Source organism: Streptomyces sp. KLMMK, from assembly GCF_036961605.1.
Classification (GTDB): domain Bacteria; phylum Actinomycetota; class Actinomycetes; order Streptomycetales; family Streptomycetaceae; genus Streptomyces; species Streptomyces telluris.
Map to the genome: position 1 here is coordinate 1 of NZ_JBAMDC010000023.1, position 17,565 is coordinate 17,565.

Consider the following 17,565-nt stretch of genomic DNA (forward strand, 5'->3'; position numbering starts at 1 on the left):
GGTGGCGTACGTGTGCCGCGGGTTCACCTGTGACGCGCCGACGACGGATCCGGAGGCGCTGGCGGAGAGCCTGCGCTGAGCCCGGCCGGCCCGGCGTCAGGGGGTGGGCGTCAGAGCGTCAGGCCCCGCGCCAGGACGTCCAGCGCCTGCCCGATGAGCGCGATGAGGTCACCCGTCTGGCCCTGCTCGACCCAGCACATGAGGGCCTCGTTCATCGCGGCGAAGACCGCGCTGACGACGATGCGCAGCTCGATGTCGTCGGCCGGGCGCCCGGTGCGCTCGGCCAGGACGGTGTAGAGCATGTGCGCCGACTCCGTCATGCCCTCGGCCGCCCGGGCGCGCAGGGCGGGCACCTCGCGCATGAGCCGGGTGCGCTGGCGGAGCTCGGTGAGGTCGTGGTCGATGATGCGCTGCATCGAGTCGAGGACGCCCTGCCGGATGGCCTCGACCGGGGGCTCCTGCGCCGGGCGGGCCCGGATCGCGGTCTCCAGCACCGGGTCGTACTCGTCCGTGAGGACGATGTCCTCCTTGGTGGGGAAGTACCGGAAGACGGTGCTGGGGGAGACGTCGGCGGCTTCCGCGATCCGGTCGACCGGCGTCGCGTCGTAGCCCTGCTGCTCGAAGAGCCGGTAGGCGGCGCGGCGGATCGCCTGACGGGTCTGGATCTTCTTCCGCTCGCGCAGTCCGAGCCGGGGCCCGGCCTGTGCGACGGAAGGCGTATCTGCGGAGGCCATGCCTGCATTCTCAGGCATCGGCCTTCCGCGGAACCACTTCCGGGGCCTCCGCGGGACGCGTCTCCGCGGGTCGCGCGGCCCCGGACCCGGCCGGCTTGCCGGGCAGGAAGGCGGCGGTGAGGGCCGCGGCGGCGATCGCCGCGATGCCGCAGGCGAGCAGGGCGAGGTCCATGCCGTGGACGAATGCGGCGTCCGCCGACCGGGCGAGTGCCGCGTCCCCGAGCCGTGCGGCCACCTGGTGCGCGGCCACCACGGAGTCGCCCGCGGCGTCCGCCGCGGCGGGGGGCAGGCCGCCGGTGTCGAGGCGGGCGGCGAACGAGCCGGCGATGAGGCTGCCGAGCACCGCGACGCCGACGGCCCCCGCGACCTGGCGCAGCGTCATCAGCAGTCCGGAGCCGCTGCCCGCCCGGTCCCGCGGCAGGGCGCCGAGCGCGCCGTCCATGGCCGGGAGGATCCCGAAGCCGAACCCGAAGCCTGCGAGCGTCAGCCACAGCGCGGTGAAGCCGTAGCCGTCGCCGGCCTCCGTACGGCTGCCGGTCAGCGCGGCGGCGGCGAGCACGAGCAGGGCGCCGGGGATGACGACGCGGGAGCCGAAGCGCTCGGCGAGGGGCCCGGCGGCGCGCGAGGCCACCAGCAGCCCGCCCATCATCGGCAGCATCCGCAGCCCGGTGCCGAAGGCGTCCTGGCCCTGGACGGTCTGCAGGTGCTGGGGGACGACGAACAGCAGGCCGGTGAGGGCGAAGGTCACCAGGGCCGCAGCCAGGGTGTTCCAGCGGAACGCCCGGTTGCGCAGCAGGGTCACGTCCAGCACGGGCCGGGCCGAGCGGCGCTCGCGCAGCACCAGGGCGGTGAGCAGGAGGACGGCCGCGGCGAGCGCGCCGAGCACGAGGGGCGAGGACCAGCCGCGCGCCGGGCCCTCGTTGACGCCGGCGACGAGGGCGGCCAGGCCGGTGACGGTCAGAGCGGTGGAGCGGAGGTCCACCTTCGGGGACGCGGGGTCCCTGGTCTCGGGGAGCAGGAAGAGGCACGCGGCGATGCCGAGGGCCACGAGCGGGACGTTGACGAGGAAGACCGACCCCCACCAGAAGTGGTCCAGCAGCCAGCCGCCGACGATCGGGCCGAGCGGCAGGCCCAGCGCGGAGGCGGACGAGACGGCGCCCAGCGCCCGGGAGCGCTCCTCGGCGGGGAAGAGCGACGGCAGCACGGACAGGGCCAGCGGCATGATCAGCGCCCCGCCCGCGCCCAGGACCACGCGGGCGGCGACGACGAGCCCGGGGCTGGTGACGAACGCGCCGAAGAGCGATCCGGCGAGGAAGATCCCGAGGCCGGCCAGGAGCATCCGGCGGCGGCCGAAGCGGTCGCCGAGCAGGCCCGAGGGGAGCATCAGGGCGGCGAAGACGATCAGGTAGGAGTCGGCGATCCAGGTCTGTTCGGCGCTGTCGGCACCCAGTTGGGCCGCCATCTCCGGCAGGGCCACGTTCAGGATCGTGCCGTCGAAGCCGAGGACGAGCATGCAGGCGACCAGGGCGCCGAGGGCCCACCACCGGCGGGGGTCGGGACGGGTGCTCATGGCACACCTCCGAAAGAGAGTTGGAGTCAAATGACAGTAACTCTCAAAAGATTGACACTGTCAATCGGGGGAGGGGCGGGCGAAGGGGCCCGGGCATGAAAAAACGGCCGCGACCTCTGCGGTCGCGGCCGTCCTGCGAAGGAGGGGAAGGGGTGGCAGGCTCAGGCGTGGGTGTAGGCCACCAGGGAGATGCTGACGTAGTGCACGATGAACGCCGCCAGCGTGAGCGAGTGGAAGACCTCGTGGAAGCCGAACCACCGCGGCGAGGGGTTCGGCCGCTTGATCCCGTAGATGACGCCGCCGGCGCTGTAGAGCAGCCCGCCGACGACCACCAGGACGAGGACGGCGATGCCGCCCTTGCGCAGGAAGTCCGGGAGGAAGAAGACCGCGGCCCAGCCCATGGCGATGTAGCAGGGGGTGTAGAGCCAGCGCGGGGCGCCGACCCAGAAGACGCGGAAGGCGATGCCCGCCGCGGCGGCCGCCCAGACGGCCCACAGCAGCACTTGTCCGCGGCCGCCCGGGATCAGCAGCATCGTCAGCGGGGTGTACGTACCGGCGATGATCAGAAAGATGTTCGCGTGGTCGAGGCGGCGCAGGACGGCGTTGGCGCGCGGGCTCCAGTCGCCCCGGTGGTAGAGGGCGCTGATGCCGAACAGCGACCCCGCGGTCAGGACGTAGACGGCGCACGCGATCCGGCCGCGCGTGCTGTCGGCGAGGGCGGTCAGGAAGACGCCGGCGATCAGCACGGCGGGGAACATCCCCGCGTGCAGCCAGCCGCGCAGGCGTGGCTTCACGGGGACCGGCGGGTCGGCGGACAGGCCGGCGGCGGAGGGTGCGGCCCCGGCGGGGAGGGCTGCTGCGGCCGCGGCGCCGGCGGGCGCGGGGAGCGCGGAAGGCGCTGCGTCGGGCGCGGGAGTCATGGCCGACATGCTACCTACGCCACCGTAAGTTACGGATCAGTATCGCGTGGCGATGGTCACGGGGGCGCCCCCTGGACAGAATGTCGGCGGAGTCGGATGATCAAATGAGTGCGGGCGGCACCGGATGAGCAGTCACGAAGCGTCTGGGTCGCAGCCCCCAAGGGGCATCCATCCATAGAAGCGGACTTCGCGGGCGAAACGGGCGAGTCCGTCAACCCTCAACATCTACGCCGGCCAGTGTGGATTCCGGCGGGACGGAGCGATCGTGGCGCGCAGTGATGCGGCTCCCACCACCCCCACCCAGCACCAGGAGCTGATCTCCTGGGTCGACGAGATCGCCGCCCTCACCCAGCCGGACCGCGTGGTCTGGTGCGACGGTTCCGAGGCGGAGTACGAGCGCCTGAGCGAGGAGCTCGTCCGCAAGGGCACCTTCAGGAAGCTCGACCCGGTCAAGCGCCCCAACTCGTACTACGCCGCCTCCGACCCCAGTGACGTGGCGCGCGTCGAGGACCGCACGTTCATCTGCTCCGAGAAGGAGGAGGACGCCGGCCCGACCAACCACTGGAAGGCCCCCGCCGAGATGCGGGAGATCTTCCGGGGCAAGGACGATCAGGGCGGCATCTTCCGCGGCTCCATGCGCGGCCGCACGATGTACGTCGTGCCCTTCTGCATGGGCCCGGTCGGCTCCCCGCTGTCCGCGATCGGCGTCGAGATCACCGACTCGGCCTACGTCGCCGTCTCCATGCGCACGATGACCCGGATGGGCCAGGCCGTCCTCGACGAGCTCGGCACCGACGGCTTCTTCGTCAAGGCCGTCCACACCCTCGGCGCGCCGCTCGCCGAGGGCGAGGCCGACGTCCCGTGGCCGTGCAACACCACCAAGTACATCTCGCACTTCCCCGAGGACCGCGAGATCTGGTCCTACGGCTCCGGCTACGGCGGCAACGCCCTGCTGGGCAAGAAGTGCTACGCCCTGCGCATCGCGTCCGTGATGGCCCGCGACGAGGGCTGGCTCGCCGAGCACATGCTCATCCTCAAGCTCACCCCGCCGCAGGGCGAGTCCAAGTACGTCGCCGCGGCCTTCCCGTCCGCCTGCGGCAAGACCAACCTCGCCATGCTGGAGCCCACGGTCTCCGGCTGGACCGTCGAGACCATCGGCGACGACATCGCCTGGATGCGCTTCGGCGCGGACGGCCGTCTCTACGCCATCAACCCCGAGGCCGGCTTCTTCGGCGTCGCCCCCGGCACCGGCGAGCACACCAACGCCAACGCCATGAAGACCCTCTGGGGCAACTCCGTCTTCACCAACGTCGCCCTCACCGACGACGGCGACGTGTGGTGGGAGGGGATGACCGAGGAGCAGCCCGCCCACCTGACGGACTGGAAGGGCAACGACTGGACCCCGGCCTCGTCCACGCCGGCCGCCCACCCCAACGCCCGCTTCACCGTCCCGGCCTCGCAGTGCCCGATCATCGCGCCCGAGTGGGAGGACCCCAAGGGCGTGCCGATCTCCGCGATCCTCTTCGGCGGCCGCCGCGCCTCCGCCGTCCCGCTGGTGACCGAGTCCTTCGACTGGCAGCACGGCGTCTTCCTCGGCGCCAACGTCGCCTCCGAGAAGACCGCGGCCGCCGAGGGCAAGGTCGGCGAGCTGCGCCGCGACCCCTTCGCCATGCTGCCCTTCTGCGGCTACAACATGGGCGACTACATGGGCCACTGGGTCAACGTGGGCAAGGGCAAGGACCAGTCCAAGCTCCCGAAGATCTACTACGTCAACTGGTTCCGCAAGGACGCGGAAGGCCGGTTCGTGTGGCCGGGCTTCGGTGACAACAGCCGCGTCCTGAAGTGGATCGTCGACCGCCTCGACGGCCGCGCCGAGGGCGTCGAGACCCCCATCGGCATCCTGCCGACCCGCGAGGCGCTCGACACCGCAGGCCTGCGGATCTCGGACGAGGACCTGGACCTGCTGCTGACGGTGGACGAGGAGGTCTGGCGCGAGGAGGCCGCGCTGATCCCCGAGCACCTGAACACCTTCGGCGACCACACGCCGAAGGAGCTGTGGGACGAGTACCGGGCGCTGGTGCGGCGCCTGGGCTGACGGTCCGAGTCGCGCGCGACGCCCGCCCCGGCTCCCGGGGCGGGCGTCACTACTCCTCTTCGGGGATGCCGAGCGCCGTCGCGTGAGCGCGCAGGCGCTCGGCCGCGAGGGCCCGGCCCGCCGCGTCGCCGGCCGACGTGGCGACGACCAGGGCCTGGCCGGCCAGCTGGTGGGCGCGCTGGTGGAGGGCGTTGACGCGGGCGGGGACGGGGTGGCCCGCCGACGGGGCGGCCCGGAGCGGGGTGGTGCCGCTCATGCGGGTGATGCCGTCGGTGAGACGGTCGGCGGCGTCGTCCAGCGGGCCGGACGGCGTGAGGGCGCGCAGCTCGTCGGTCACGGTCAGCAGCGCGGTGAGATGCCCCGCGAGCCGGATGTCCAGCTCCTCCTCGCGGGAACGGTGCAGGACGCGCTTGCCCCAGCGCTGTGCGGCGAGGCTGTGGACCGATTGCGTCCGGATCGGCTCGTACATGGATGGCCTCCTGGGAATGCCTCAGAAGGCCATCCTAACTTAGACGGCGTCTAAAGTTGTCTTCTCTATAGATAACCGGTCCGCCGACCGGTCACGGCTGCTATGGCTGCTACGGCTGCCCGTAACCGTCCAGGAAGTTCCCGATCCGCGTCACCGCGTCCGCAAGGTCCGTGGCGTTCGGCAGGGTGACCAGACGGAAGTGGTCCGGCTCCGGCCAGTTGAAGCCCGTGCCGTGCACGACCATGATCTTCTCGGCGCGGAGCAGGTCCAGCACCATCTGCCGGTCGTCCTTGATCTTGTAGACCTTGGGGTCCAGCCGCGGGAAGGCGTACAGGGCGCCCTTCGGCTTCACGCATGTCACGCCCGGGATCTGCGTCAGCAGCTCGTGCGCGACGTCGCGCTGCTCCAGCAGCCGGCCGCCGGGCAGCACCAGGTCGTTGATCGTCTGCCGGCCGCCGAGGGCCGTGGCCACCGCGTACTGGGCGGGCATGTTGGCGCACAGGCGCATGTTCGCCAGGATCGTCAGGCCCTCGATATAGCTCTCGGCGTGGGCCTTGGGGCCGCAGACCGCCATCCAGCCGCTGCGGTAGCCGGCCACCCGGTAGGCCTTGGACAGGCCGTTGAAGGTGAGCGTCAGCAGGTCCGGGGCGATGGCCGCGGTGGGGGTATGGGTGACGCCGTCGTAAAGGATCTTGTCGTAGATCTCGTCCGAGCAGACGATCAGGTTGTGGCGGCGGGCGATCTCGGTGAGGCCGCGCAGCATCTCGTCGTCGTAGACCGCACCCGTGGGGTTGTTCGGGTTGATGATGACGAGGGCCTTGGTGCGGTCGGTGATCTTGCGCTCGATGTCCGCCAGGTCCGGCATCCAGTCCGACTGCTCGTCGCAGCGGTAGTGCACGGCGGTGCCGCCGGCCAGGGAGACCGAGGCCGTCCACAGCGGGTAGTCCGGGGCCGGTACGAGGACCTCGTCGCCGTCGTCGAGCAGGGCCTGCATCGACATCTGGATCAGCTCCGAGACGCCGTTGCCGAGGTAGACGTCCTCGACGGACAGCTCGACGCCCTTGGTCTCGTAGTGCTGCACCACCGCGCGGCGGGCCGGGAGCAGGCCCTTGGCGTCGCCGTAGCCGTGGGCGTCGCCCACGTTGCGCAGCATGTCCTCGAGGATCTCCGGCGGGCACTCGAACCCGAAGATCGCGGGGTTGCCGGTGTTGAGCTTGAGGATGCGGTGACCTGCCGCCTCCAGCCGCATGGCCTCCTCGAGCACCGGGCCACGGATTTCGTAGCAGACGTTGGCGAGCTTCGTTGACTGGATCACCTGCATGACGGCCACCATACGGGGGCTCCGGACGGCGTGCTCGCCGTTTCCGGCCCGGCCGGAGCCGCCGCGAAGCGGCCGATCACGCCGCCGCGGTGCGCCGGACGGTCCGGCCGGCCAGGACGTCCGTCCGCCGCCCGTCTTCCATCACAAAGCGTCCCGCAATCAGGACATAAGGAATACCGGTCGGAAGGGTCCGAGGGGCTTCGAAAGTGGCACCGGCGGCCACCGTCTCCGGATCGAAGAGGACGAGATCGGCGCGGTGCCCGACGCGCACGAGACCCCGGTCGGGCAGCCTCAGACGCGCCGCGGGGCGCGACGTGAGATGCGCCACGCACTCCTCCAGGGAGAGCACGCCGAGCTCCCGCGCGTACCGGCCCAGGTAGTGCGGAAACGTGCCGTACGCCCGCGGGTGCGGCTTGGCGCCGTGCAGGATGCCGTCGCTGCCGCCGGTGTGCACGCGGTGCCGCATGATCGTGCGGACGTTCTCCTCGTGGCCCACGTGCTGCAGGATCGTCGGCCCCAGCCGGTCCGCGACCAGCAGCCGGCGCGCGGTCGTCCACGGCTCCTCGCCGCGCTCGCGGGCGGCGCCCGCCACCGTCCGCCCGACGTGCGCCGCGGCGAGGGCCGGGTCGGAGACGCCCGAGATCTCGATCGCGTCCCAGTCGATGGGCACCCCGTGGCAGCCGTCCGCGCCCTCCACCTCCATCGCGTACCGGATGCGCCCGGCCGTCGCGTCGTCGCGCAGACGCGCCAGCACCGCCTCCGGGCCGCCCTCGCCCGCCCAACTGGGCAGCATCGCGACGAGCGTGGTGCAGCCGGGGGTGTAGGGGTAGGTGTCGAGCGAGATGTCCGCGCCCGCGGCGAGCGCGGAGTCGAGCAGGGCCAGCAGCTCGGGGGCGCGGCCCTCGTTCACCCCGAAGTTCATGGTGGCGTGGGCCAGGTGCAGGGCGCAGCCGGCGGCCCGGCTGACGGCGATCATCTCCTCGTACGCGGCGAGGGCGCCCGCGCCGTACGAGCGGTGGTGCGGGCAGTAGTAGCCGCCGTACGAGGCGACGACGCGGCAGAGCTCCGTCAGCTCGGCGTCGCCGGCGTACATGCCGGGCGTGTACGTCAGCCCGGACGACAGCCCCACCGCGCCCTGCTCCAGCCCCTCGGCGACGAGCCGTTTCATGCGGCCGAGCTCGGCAGCCGTGGCGGGCCGGTCCTCCCAGCCGACGGCGAGCGCGCGGACGGTCCCCTGGGGGAGGAGGTAGGCGGCGTTGACCGCGATCCCCTCGCCGGCGAAGCCGTGGTCGAGGCGGTCCAGGTACTCGCCGACGGTGCGCCAGGAGAAGCCGACGTCCGAACCGTCACCGTTCCAGCCGGTGATCTGGGCGCGGACCCCGGCGAGCGTACGGTCGTCGACGGGCGCGTACGACAGCCCGTCCTGGCCGATGACCTCCAAGGTCACGCCCTGCGCGGCCTTCGGCTCGTGGGCGGGGTCGCGGAGGAGGGCCAGGTCGCTGTGGGCGTGCATGTCGATGAAGCCGGGGGAGAGCGCGAGGCCCGCGGCGTCGACGACGCGGCGGGCGGTGGGGCGGGGCCCCTCGCCCGGCCCCCGGATCTCGGCGATCCGCCCGCCGGCCAGCCCGACGTCGGCCCGGTAGGAGGGCCCGCCGGACCCGTCGATGACGCGCACGTTGCGGAAGACGGTGTCCATGAGCGGGTCCCTTCGTCGGCAGTCGGTGGGGGACGACCGGCGGCGCCCGCCGGCCGTGACGGCCGGCCCGGCACCGCCGGAGCCGCCGTCGTGGCCGGTCGCCGCGGCGGCGGGTCTTTCTGCCCGGCGGCAGGACGTACGGAGTGGCCGGGCCTCTCCGTCCGTCCCGCCGCGGTGGTGATCAGCCAGGAGGCTGCGGTCCGGCGGCGCCGACGAGCCGGTGTGACCGCTGGTCGGGCACAGCCGGCCGGTGCGGCGGCGTTGCACGCCGTTGCGGCGGTTGTTCCTGCCCGGCGGCAGGGCGTACGAAGCGGCCGGGCCACCCTCTCCCGCCGCGGCGGCGGTCTGCCACGACGGTGAAGTCCGGCGGTGCCGGGCGGGCCTGTGCGGGTCGGTCGGCGCGGTGGACGGCGGTCCCGGGCAGGCTTGCGCGGCGGTCCGTGCCGTGCGTGGTGGCAGGCCCGGCGCGGACCGGGTCTAGAAGAACGTACGGACGTAGTCCGTGACCGTGCCGGCCTCCGTGGCGAGCGGGATCAGCTGCCACTTGTCGAAGGCCGTGCACGGGTGCGACAGGCCCAGCCCCACCCAGTCCCCGACCTCCAGCTCCACGTCCTCCGCCAGTTCCACGAACGCGTGCTGGTCGGCCAGCCCGATCACGGTCATGCCCTCACCGCCCCGCACCGAGCCGTCCCGTGCCGAGCGCACCGCCCGCACCACCGGCAGGTCCAGGTCGTAGGGGACGTCGCGCTTGCCCGCGTTGAGGTAGGCCCGGCCCGGTTCCGGGCGGGAGACGACCTGGGCCCAGAGGCGGAACGCGGGGCGGAGCTCGCCCTCCTCCGGGTGCCGGTTGAAGGGGGTCTTCTTCCGGTACGCGACGTCGTCGTGGGTGACGTACGCCCCCGACCGCAGCAGCTTCAGCACGGGCACCGACAGCTCCGGCAGCTCCGCGAAGACCTCCGCGACCGCGTCGAACCACGCGCTGCCGCCCGCGCTCACGACCACCTGCTCCACGCCGGCGAACCGGCCCGCCTTGTCGAACTCGACGGCCAGCGCGGTCAGCCGGCGCAGCCACGCGCCGACGAGTTCGCCGTCGGCGCCCGGGATCTCCGCCTCGTACCCGCCGACCCCCGCCAGCCGCAGGGTGCTCACGGCGGCCACGGCGTCGGCCACGGCCGTGCACTCGGCCTCGGTGCGGGCGCCCGTGCGGCCGCCGGCCGCACCCAGCTCGACGACGACGTCGAGCGGGCGCGCGGCCCCGGCCTCGCGGAGCGCCGCGTCCATCAGCTCGACGCCGCGCACGGAGTCGACGTAGGTGAAGAGGCGGAACTCCGGGTCGGCGTCCAGCTCGGCGGCCAGCCAGCGCAGCGCGGCGGCGTCCACGACCTCGTTGGCGAGGAAGACGCGGTGTATGCCGAAGGCGCGGTAGACGCGGACCTGGGAGACCGTCGCGGCGGTGATCCCCCAGGCGCCGTGCGCGATCTGACGCTCCAGCAGCTGCGGGGCCATGGTGGTCTTGCCGTGCGGGGCGAAGGCCAGGCCGTGGCCGGTGGACCAGCGCTCCATGAGGGCGAGGTTGTGGTCGAGCGCCTCCGCCGAGAGGGCGAGCACGGGCGTGGTGAAGCCGCCCGTGAACAGCGAGCGGCGCTGGGCGGCCAGCGCACCGACGGTCAGGCCCTCGGCGTCCGGGGGCAGGCCCTTGAAGCGGTGGTCGACGCGGGTGTCCGCGAGGCGGGCGACGGCGTCGGTGGTCGCGTCGGCGGTGGCCATGGAGCCTCCCGGGGGAGTCGTGTGTACGTCGTACGGACGTACGTCGTGTGTCGGGTTCTGCTGCGCTTCTGTTGCGCATTGTGCAACGTTCATTGCGTAGAGCGCTGGCTGCTGTCTAACATCCCGCCAAGTACGGGGTCAACGGTCATCTCGCGTCCTGAGAGCGACCGTGACAGGACCCGTACAGAAGAGGCGTACGCAAGGCGCGTGCACAAGACGTGTGCACAAGACGCGTACACCACCGGACCGGGGAGCGAGGCCGACCGTGACCGCAGCCGACGTCGTGTGCCTCGGCGAGTCGATGGTCGCCTTCCGTCCCGCGCGGCCGGAGCCGGGCCCCCTCGCCGGGGTCGCCTCCTTCGACCGGGGCATCGGGGGAGCGGAGTCCAACGTCGCCTGCGCACTGGCCGCCGCCGGGCACCGGGCGAAGTGGGTGAGCCGGGTCGGCGCGGACGCCTTCGGTGACCACCTGGTGGCGGCGATCGCCGCGTACGGCGTGGACGTATCGGCGGTCCAGCGGGATGCCGGGCGGCCCACGGGCGTGTACTTCCGCACGGCGGGGGAGCGGGGCGTGGGGCTTCCCGGGCAGGGACGTCCTGAGGCGGTTCTTTCCGGGCCGAGGCTTCCCGCACCCGCCTCCGCCCCCCTCTCCGAAGTCCTCTACTACCGCGCCGGGTCCGCCGCCTCCGCCATGTCGCCGGCCCTCGTCCGCCGCGCGACCGCGTGGTCCGGCCGCGTCCTGCACCTCACCGGCATCACCGCCGCGCTCTCCGCCGGCTGCCTCGCCCTCGTGCGCGACCTCACCGAGCAGCGCCCCGGCCGCCCCCTCGTCTCCTTCGACGTCAATTACCGCGTGGCGTTGTGGCGGGGCGCCGCCGTAGGGCGTGATGCCTCCGACGGACCTGCCGTCCTGGCCGACCTCGCCCGCCGCTGCGACCTCGTCTTCGTCGGTGAGGACGAGGCGGAGGCGGCCTGGGGCGTCCGCGGCGCGGCGGCGATACGGGCCGCGCTGCCCGAGCCGCGGGTCCTCGTCGTCAAACAGGGGGCCGTGGGGGCGACGGCGTACGTGCGCGGCGGCGCCGCCGGCGCTCCCGACACCGACACCGACGCCGATGTCGACGCCGACGCCGACGCAGTCGTCTTCGTTCCCGCCCTTTCCGTCGACGTCGTCGCGCCCGTCGGCGCCGGGGACGCGTTCGCCGCCGGTTTCCTCTCCGGCACGCTGCGCGGGCTGCCCGTCGAACGGCGGCTGCGCCACGGGCACCTCGTGGCCGCCGCCGCGCTGACCTCCCCGGGCGACCTCGCCGCCCCGCCCCGGCGCGACCTCGCCGACCGGCTCGCGGCCCTCGGCGCCGAGGGGTGGGGGCGGCTGCGTCTCGGCCCGGGCTGGACGGAGGCCACCACTGCACCCACCGACCCCACCGAATCCACCGGGGGTACCGACCCCGGGCCCGCCGCCGCGAAGGAACGCACATGAGCCAGACCGTCGACCGCGCCCTGCGGATCCTGCCGCTGCTCGCCGAGGGGCCGGCCAACCTGGAGCAGGTGGCGGCCCGCCTCGACGTCCACAAGTCGACCGCGCTGCGCCTGCTGCGCACCCTCCATGAGCACGGCATGGTCTACCGGCAGCAGGACCAGCGCTACCGCCTCGGCACCCGCCTGTTCGCCCTCGCCCAGCAGGCCGCCGAGAACCTCGACGTCCGCGAGATCGCCCACCCGCACCTCGTCGCGCTCAACGAGCGGTGCGGGCACACCGTGCACCTCGCCGTGTACGAGGACGGCGAGGTCCTCTACATCGACAAGGTCGAGAGCCGCTACCCCGTACGGATGTACTCGCGCATCGGCAAGCCCGTCGCGATCACCGTCGCCGCCGTCGCCAAGCTGCTCCTCGCCGACCTGCCCGAGCCCGAGCGCCGCGCCGTCGCCGAACGCCTCGACTACCCCGCCTACACGGCCCGTTCGACGCCGGACGCCGCCGCCTTCCTCAAGGAGCTCGCGACCGTGCGCGAGCAGGGCTGGGCCACCGACTTCGGCGGCCACGAGGAGTCCATCAACTGCGTCGGCGCACCGGTCCGCGGCACCGACGGGCGCGTCGTCGCCGCCTGCTCGATCTCCGCGCCCAACGTGGTCGTCGGCACGGGCGAGCTCCTCGAACTCCTCCCGCTGCTGCGCCGCACCGCGGAAGCCGTCAGTGCGGAGTACTCCGGCACCACACCGCCACCCATGAGGAAGTAGTGACGCCATGACCGAGAACACCGAGAACACCGAGAAGATCGAGAAGATCGCCATCACGCCGGCCACCCACACCACCCCGCCCGCGAAGTTCTCGCACGGGGTGAAGAAGGGCAACATCCTGCAGGTCGCCGGGCAGGTGGGCTTCCTGCCGGCGGTGGAGGGGCAGCCCCCGACACCCGCCGGGGACACCCTGCGCGAGCAGACCCTGCAGACCCTCGCCAACGTCAAGGCCGTCCTGGAGGAGGGCGGCGCGACCTGGGAGGACGTGATCATGATGCGGATCTACCTCACGGACACCGCCCACTTCGCGGAGATGAACGCGATCTACAACGAGTACTTCGCCGACCTGAAGTCCGTCCCGGCGGCCCGTACGACCGTCTACGTCGGCCTCCCCGCCGGCCTGCTCATCGAGATCGACGCGCTCGCCGTGCTCGGCTGACGGCCGTACCGGGGCCGGGGGGTGCTCGCCGTGTCCGTCACATCCGTCATAGCCGTTACGCCGATCACGTCCGTCACGTACGCGGCCGAGGGCCGCACGGGAGGGCTTCCGGCCCTCGTACCCGGCACCGCCGGTCTGCTGACCGTCGCGGCCCTCGGCATCGCCCTGCTCCTGTTCCTGATCATCAAGGTCAGGCTGCAGCCGTTCGTGGCCCTGCTGGCCGTCTCGGTCGCCGTCGGCCTCGGTGCCGGGCTGTCCGTGACGGAACTCTTCGGCACGGTCCAGAAGTCCGGCGCCGTCCCGCTCGTCGAAGCGGGCATGGGCGGCACCCTCGGCCACATCGCCGTCATCATCGGGCTCGGCACGATGCTCGGCTCGGTCCTGGAGGTCTCCGGCGGCGCGGAGGCCCTCTCCGCGCGGCTGCTCGCCCTCTTCGGCGAGCGGCGCGCGCCCCTCGCGATGGGGGTGACCGGGGTGCTCTTCGGCATCCCGGTCTTCTTTGACGTGGGCATCTTCGTCCTCGCGCCGATCGTGTACGCGGCCGCGAGGCGCAGCGGGAAATCGATTCTGCTGTACGCGCTGCCGCTGCTGGCCGGGCTCTCCATGACCCACGCGTTCCTGCCGCCCCACCCGGGCCCGGTGGCCGCGGCCGGGCTGCTGCACGTGGACCTCGGCTGGGTGATCCTCATGGGCGCCGCGGCGGGCGTGCCGGCGGTCCTGGCGGCGTGGGGGTACGCGGCGTGGATCGGTCGCCGCGTCTTCGTCCCCGTACCGGCCGACATGGCCGAGGCGGCGGAGGAGGCGAAGCGGGCGGTGACCGCGCAGAGCCCCGCGTCCGGGGAATCCGGGGAACAGGCCGAGCCCGGGGGACGGGCCGAGCCGGAGAAGCCGGTCGCGCTCGGCACTCTGCTAGCCGTCATCGGCACGCCCCTGCTCCTCATCCTCCTCGCGACGTTCTCCTCCGTGGCGTTCGCGCCGAGCACGGCCCGCTCGGTGGTGGAGTTCTTCGGCCACCCCTTCGTCGCGCTGACCATCGCCCTGCTCCTGGCGTACTGGCTGCTGGGCCTGCGGCGCGGCTGGTCCCGCGCGTCGCTGGAGGCCGTCTCGACCGCGTCGCTGAAGCCGGTGGGCAACATCCTCCTCGTCGTCGGCGCGGGCGGGATCTTCGGCGCGGTCCTCAAGAGCAGCGGGGTGGCCCGGGCCCTGGCCGGCACGTTCGACGGCGCGGGGCTGCCGGTCATCGTCCTGGCCTGGCTGCTCGCGGTCGCGCTGCGGGTGGCACAGGGCTCGGCGACGGTCGCGATCGTGACGACGGCGGGCATCGTCGCCCCGCTCCTCTCCGGCAGCACCTCCTCCTCCCAGGCCCACCTGGCGCTGCTCATCGTGGCGGTGTCGGCGGGCTCGATCTTCGCCTCGCACGTCAACGACGGCGGCTTCTGGATGGTGGCCAAGTACTTCGGCATACCGGAGCGGGAGACGCTGAAGTCGTGGACGGTGCTGGAGTCGGTGCTGTCGGTGGCGGGGTTCGCGGTGGCGGGGGCGCTGAGCGTCGTGATTCCGTGACGCGGCCCCGCGGGCCTCTCCGGCCGGCCCGGCGGGGCCGCTCGTGCGGCGGCCACTGCTTGCTGCCTGCAGTCTCGTACCGCGGGCTACTGCTTGCAGTACTGCGCCTCCTTGCCGATGACCCGGTACATGCAGTCCGACGCCTCCAGCAGCTGCAGCACCGCGTCGCGGTTGCGCGCGGTCTCGCGGTCGATGACCTCGTCGGGCGGGTAGAAGCCGCCGCCCGCCCCGCTCTCGTTCGGATACATCTCGAAGGTGTACGAGAAGATCCGCTGGTCGCCCCAGAGCCAGTCGTCGATCGTCCCGTCGGTGACGTAGAGGTCGCTGGACTGCTCGGGCGTGTAGCCGTTGCTGGCGGCCATGGACTTGCCGAGGGTCGCGTAGACGTCGTGCTCGTCCTGGGTCATGCCCGGGCCGGTGTCGTTGTACGTGTAGCCGAACGGCCACAGCACCAGCTCGCTGTACGTGTGGAAGTCGATCCCGGCCTTGATCTGCTGCTTGCCGCCGACGATCCGGCTGCGCACGAAGTCGGCGACGACCTTCACCTCGGGCGCGGACTCGGGGGCCGAGCCGCGGTAGGTCTCGGAGCCGGTGCTGCCGGAGGAGCCGTTGCAGCAGCCCCACTTGAAGTTCCAGTTGCGGTTGAGGTCGGTCCCGCGGCTGCTGGACGCCGCGTTGGGCTGGCGGTTCTTGCGCCAGCTGCGGTACGAGCCGGTGGCGATGTCGTATTCGCCGCCGTCGGGGTTGACGTCGGGGACGATCCAGATCTCGCGGCTGTCGACCGCCTTGGTGGTCCGCGGGTCGCTGCCGTACTTGGAGCCGAACTCCTTGATCAGGTAGAGGGCCATCTCGACGGTGAGGTGCTCGCGCGCGTGCTGGTGCGCGGTGAAGAGGACCTCGGGTTCGTCCTCGTCGGCGGCCACGTTGTCGCTGATCTTCACGGCGACGATCTCGCGGCCCTCGTACGACTTGCCGATGACTTTCCTGCTCATGATCGACGGGTACTTGGCGACGCCGGCGTCGATCTCCGCCATCGCCTCGCGGTAGTTGTGGAACCCGGCGTCGGCGGGCGGGAAGTCGTACGGCTCGGGGGAGCGGCCCTCCGTGCGGTCCGGCGGCCCGGGCAGCCGGCTGACCTTGTAGCCCATCCGGCGGATGCGCTCGGCCTGGGCGTCGTCCGCGGTGATCACGACCGAGCCGTGCCGCACGGCGTCGATGGCGGCGCCGGTCGCGGCCACGGCGGTGCGCTGGGCGGCGGTACGAGGGCCGGTGACCTCGTACGCCCGGGACCTTCCGTCGGTGGTCTTCCCGTCCGTGTCCCGCGAGGCGGCGGGGACGGCCAGGGCCAGGGTGAGCACGGCAGCGAGGGCGGTGGCCCATCTGCCGTGCGAGCGGGGTCGCATGCGGTCTCCTGGGGGGTTCCGGTAGTGCGACGGGTGGGGGGTGTGCGGGGGGTACGGGGGCCGCGGACGGTGCGTCGCCCGCGGATGGTGCATGGCGTGCGGGTTGTGCGGGGTGTGCGTAGGGTGCGGGTAGTGCCCGGGGGCGCGTGGTCAGTGTCGGAGGATGACATGAACTGGTCAACGCGTCCGAACGGGAGATTCAGGCCAACTTCCCTTTCACTTGCGACCGGTTGATTGCGCGCGCCCTCAGGGGCACCAACAATGCACACGTCAAAACCGAACGGAACTTCGGCCCGGATCCGGCCCGGGCGGCCCGGATCCGTCTCAGAGAGGAACCACCCCCCATGAGAAGACCTCTCGTCGGCGCGCTCACCACCACCACCCTCCTCCTCGCCGGGGCGACCATGGCCGGCGCCGGAACCGCCGCCGCCGTTTCCCCGGACGGGGGAGCGGCCTCGGCTTCGGCCACGGCTTCGGCTGCGGTTTCGGCTACGACTGCGGCCGCGGGCGCGAACGCGGACGCGTCCGCCAAGGGCGGACACAAGGCGGTCGACTTCGCCGGCACCGTGGCGCTCAGCAACTGCTCCGGCTCCCTGATCCGCCTGCCGAGCTCGTCCGACAACGACCCCGGCCTCGTCATGACCAACGGACACTGCCTGGAGACCGGCATGCCGGGCCCGGGCGTCGTCGTCACCGACAAGCCGTCCACCCGCACGTTCAGCCTGCTCGACTCCAGCGCGAACAAGGTCGCCACGCTGCGCGCGACCAAGATCTCGTACGCCACGATGACCGACACGGACGTCACGCTGTACGAGCTGAACACAACATATGCCCAGATCAAGCAGCGCTACGGGATCAACGCGCTCGGCCTGTCGGCGGACCACCCGGTGAGCGGTACGCCGATCAAGGTCGTCTCCGGCTTCTGGAAGCGGATCTACAGCTGCAACGTCGACGGCTTCGTCTACCGCCTGCGCGAGAGCGACTGGACCTGGAAGGACTCGCTCCGCTACACCCCGTCGTGCAACACGATAGGCGGCACGTCCGGCTCGCCGGTGATCGACGCGAACACCGGGAAGGTCGTCGCCATCAACAACACGGGCAACGAGAGCGGCGAGCGCTGCACGATGAACAACCCGTGCGAGGTCGACGAGAACGGCCAGGTCACCGTGCGGAAGGGCATCAACTACGCGCAGGAGACGTACGGCATCGCCAAGTGCATCAAGGTGGGGAACAAGGTGGACCTGAGCCTGCCGGGCTGTGCGCTGCCGAAGCCTTGATCGCTGATCGCTGATCGCTGATCGTCGTTCGTACCCCTCTCTTCTGTCCTTCTCTGCTTCTCTGCTGCCGGACGGG

The 17,565-nt window shown here is 72.3% G+C and carries 14 protein-coding genes; 6 read left to right on the forward strand and 8 right to left on the reverse strand.

Annotation, left to right across the window (positions count from 1 at the left end; all coding sequences use genetic code 11):
* Positions 1-110: 110 nt before the first annotated feature.
* The 3 genes from V7793_RS06980 to trhA all read right to left on the reverse strand — a co-directional run bounded on the left by V7793_RS06980 (position 111) and on the right by trhA (position 3,224).
* The gene (locus V7793_RS06980; RefSeq protein ID WP_335582033.1) at positions 111-734 is read right to left on the reverse strand and encodes a TetR/AcrR family transcriptional regulator; all 624 of its coding nucleotides are present in this window, start codon (positions 732-734) and stop codon (positions 111-113) included.
* Positions 735-744: 10 nt separating this feature from the next.
* Complete coding sequence (locus tag V7793_RS06985) at positions 745-2,304, reverse strand: MFS transporter (protein WP_335582034.1); 1,560 nt, start codon at positions 2,302-2,304, stop codon at positions 745-747.
* A gap of 161 nt (positions 2,305-2,465) precedes the next feature.
* Positions 2,466-3,224: a PAQR family membrane homeostasis protein TrhA gene (trhA, locus tag V7793_RS06990; RefSeq protein ID WP_335582035.1), complete on the reverse strand. Its 759-nt coding sequence runs from the start codon at positions 3,222-3,224 to the stop codon at positions 2,466-2,468.
* A 265-nt stretch (positions 3,225-3,489) separates the two neighbouring features.
* Between trhA and V7793_RS06995 the strand changes: the two genes are divergently transcribed.
* The gene (locus tag V7793_RS06995) at positions 3,490-5,319 is read left to right on the forward strand and encodes a phosphoenolpyruvate carboxykinase (GTP) (RefSeq protein WP_335582036.1); all 1,830 of its coding nucleotides are present in this window, start codon (positions 3,490-3,492) and stop codon (positions 5,317-5,319) included.
* Positions 5,320-5,368: 49 nt separating this feature from the next.
* Here V7793_RS06995 and V7793_RS07000 read toward each other — a convergent pair whose 3' ends face one another.
* From V7793_RS07000 to V7793_RS07015, 4 genes are all read right to left on the reverse strand, one after another.
* On the reverse strand, positions 5,369-5,788 hold the full coding sequence (locus tag V7793_RS07000; protein WP_335582037.1) for an SCO4983 family protein: 420 nt from the start codon (positions 5,786-5,788) through the stop codon (positions 5,369-5,371).
* Positions 5,789-5,897: 109 nt separating this feature from the next.
* Positions 5,898-7,109, reverse strand: a complete 1,212-nt coding sequence (locus V7793_RS07005) for a pyridoxal phosphate-dependent aminotransferase (RefSeq protein ID WP_335582038.1) — start codon at positions 7,107-7,109, stop codon at positions 5,898-5,900.
* A gap of 76 nt (positions 7,110-7,185) precedes the next feature.
* Complete coding sequence (locus V7793_RS07010) at positions 7,186-8,805, reverse strand: N-acyl-D-amino-acid deacylase family protein (protein ID WP_335582039.1); 1,620 nt, start codon at positions 8,803-8,805, stop codon at positions 7,186-7,188.
* Between the two features lie 477 nt (positions 8,806-9,282).
* Positions 9,283-10,572, reverse strand: coding sequence for an alanine racemase (locus tag V7793_RS07015; RefSeq protein ID WP_335582040.1), 1,290 nt, complete (start codon positions 10,570-10,572; stop codon positions 9,283-9,285).
* A gap of 301 nt (positions 10,573-10,873) precedes the next feature.
* On the opposite strand from V7793_RS07015, the gene V7793_RS07020 reads away from it, so the two are divergent.
* The 4 genes from V7793_RS07020 to V7793_RS07035 all read left to right on the forward strand — a co-directional run bounded on the left by V7793_RS07020 (position 10,874) and on the right by V7793_RS07035 (position 14,809).
* Positions 10,874-12,049 (forward strand): sugar kinase, encoded by a 1,176-nt coding sequence (locus V7793_RS07020; protein ID WP_443057860.1) that lies wholly within the window; start codon positions 10,874-10,876, stop codon positions 12,047-12,049.
* Complete coding sequence (locus V7793_RS07025) at positions 12,046-12,807, forward strand: IclR family transcriptional regulator (RefSeq protein WP_335582042.1); 762 nt, start codon at positions 12,046-12,048, stop codon at positions 12,805-12,807. The genes V7793_RS07020 and V7793_RS07025 overlap by 4 nt, the downstream gene beginning before the upstream one ends.
* Before the next feature lie 7 nt (positions 12,808-12,814).
* Positions 12,815-13,246, forward strand: coding sequence for a RidA family protein (locus V7793_RS07030; protein ID WP_335582043.1), 432 nt, complete (start codon positions 12,815-12,817; stop codon positions 13,244-13,246).
* Between the two features lie 63 nt (positions 13,247-13,309).
* Positions 13,310-14,809 carry a GntP family permease gene (locus V7793_RS07035; RefSeq protein WP_335582076.1) on the forward strand — a complete coding sequence of 500 codons (1,500 nt, stop codon included), beginning with the start codon at positions 13,310-13,312 and terminating at the stop codon, positions 14,807-14,809.
* A gap of 86 nt (positions 14,810-14,895) precedes the next feature.
* Here the strand turns inward: V7793_RS07035 and V7793_RS07040 are convergent, their stop codons facing one another.
* The gene (locus V7793_RS07040) at positions 14,896-16,212 is read right to left on the reverse strand and encodes a M14 family metallopeptidase (protein WP_335582044.1); all 1,317 of its coding nucleotides are present in this window, start codon (positions 16,210-16,212) and stop codon (positions 14,896-14,898) included.
* Positions 16,213-16,556: 344 nt separating this feature from the next.
* Here V7793_RS07040 and V7793_RS07045 point away from each other — a divergent pair, with 344 nt between their 5' ends.
* Positions 16,557-17,489, forward strand: coding sequence for a trypsin-like serine peptidase (locus V7793_RS07045; RefSeq protein ID WP_335582045.1), 933 nt, complete (start codon positions 16,557-16,559; stop codon positions 17,487-17,489).
* Positions 17,490-17,565: the final 76 nt, after the last annotated feature.

Coding starts and splice junctions, on each gene's coding strand:
- V7793_RS07030 (WP_335582043.1), top strand. CDS start 12,815: ATGACCGAGAACACCGAGAACACCGAGAAGATCGAGAAGATCGCCATC.
- trhA (WP_335582035.1), bottom strand. CDS start 3,224: ATGACTCCCGCGCCCGACGCAGCGCCTTCCGCGCTCCCCGCGCCCGCC.
- V7793_RS07040 (WP_335582044.1), bottom strand. CDS start 16,212: ATGCGACCCCGCTCGCACGGCAGATGGGCCACCGCCCTCGCTGCCGTG.
- V7793_RS06980 (WP_335582033.1), bottom strand. CDS start 734: ATGGCCTCCGCAGATACGCCTTCCGTCGCACAGGCCGGGCCCCGGCTC.
- V7793_RS07015 (WP_335582040.1), bottom strand. CDS start 10,572: ATGGCCACCGCCGACGCGACCACCGACGCCGTCGCCCGCCTCGCGGAC.
- V7793_RS07010 (WP_335582039.1), bottom strand. CDS start 8,805: ATGGACACCGTCTTCCGCAACGTGCGCGTCATCGACGGGTCCGGCGGG.
- V7793_RS07020 (WP_443057860.1), top strand. CDS start 10,874: ATGGTCGCCTTCCGTCCCGCGCGGCCGGAGCCGGGCCCCCTCGCCGGG.
- V7793_RS07005 (WP_335582038.1), bottom strand. CDS start 7,109: ATGCAGGTGATCCAGTCAACGAAGCTCGCCAACGTCTGCTACGAAATC.
- V7793_RS07000 (WP_335582037.1), bottom strand. CDS start 5,788: ATGTACGAGCCGATCCGGACGCAATCGGTCCACAGCCTCGCCGCACAG.
- V7793_RS07025 (WP_335582042.1), top strand. CDS start 12,046: ATGAGCCAGACCGTCGACCGCGCCCTGCGGATCCTGCCGCTGCTCGCC.
- V7793_RS06985 (WP_335582034.1), bottom strand. CDS start 2,304: ATGAGCACCCGTCCCGACCCCCGCCGGTGGTGGGCCCTCGGCGCCCTG.
- V7793_RS07045 (WP_335582045.1), top strand. CDS start 16,557: ATGAGAAGACCTCTCGTCGGCGCGCTCACCACCACCACCCTCCTCCTC.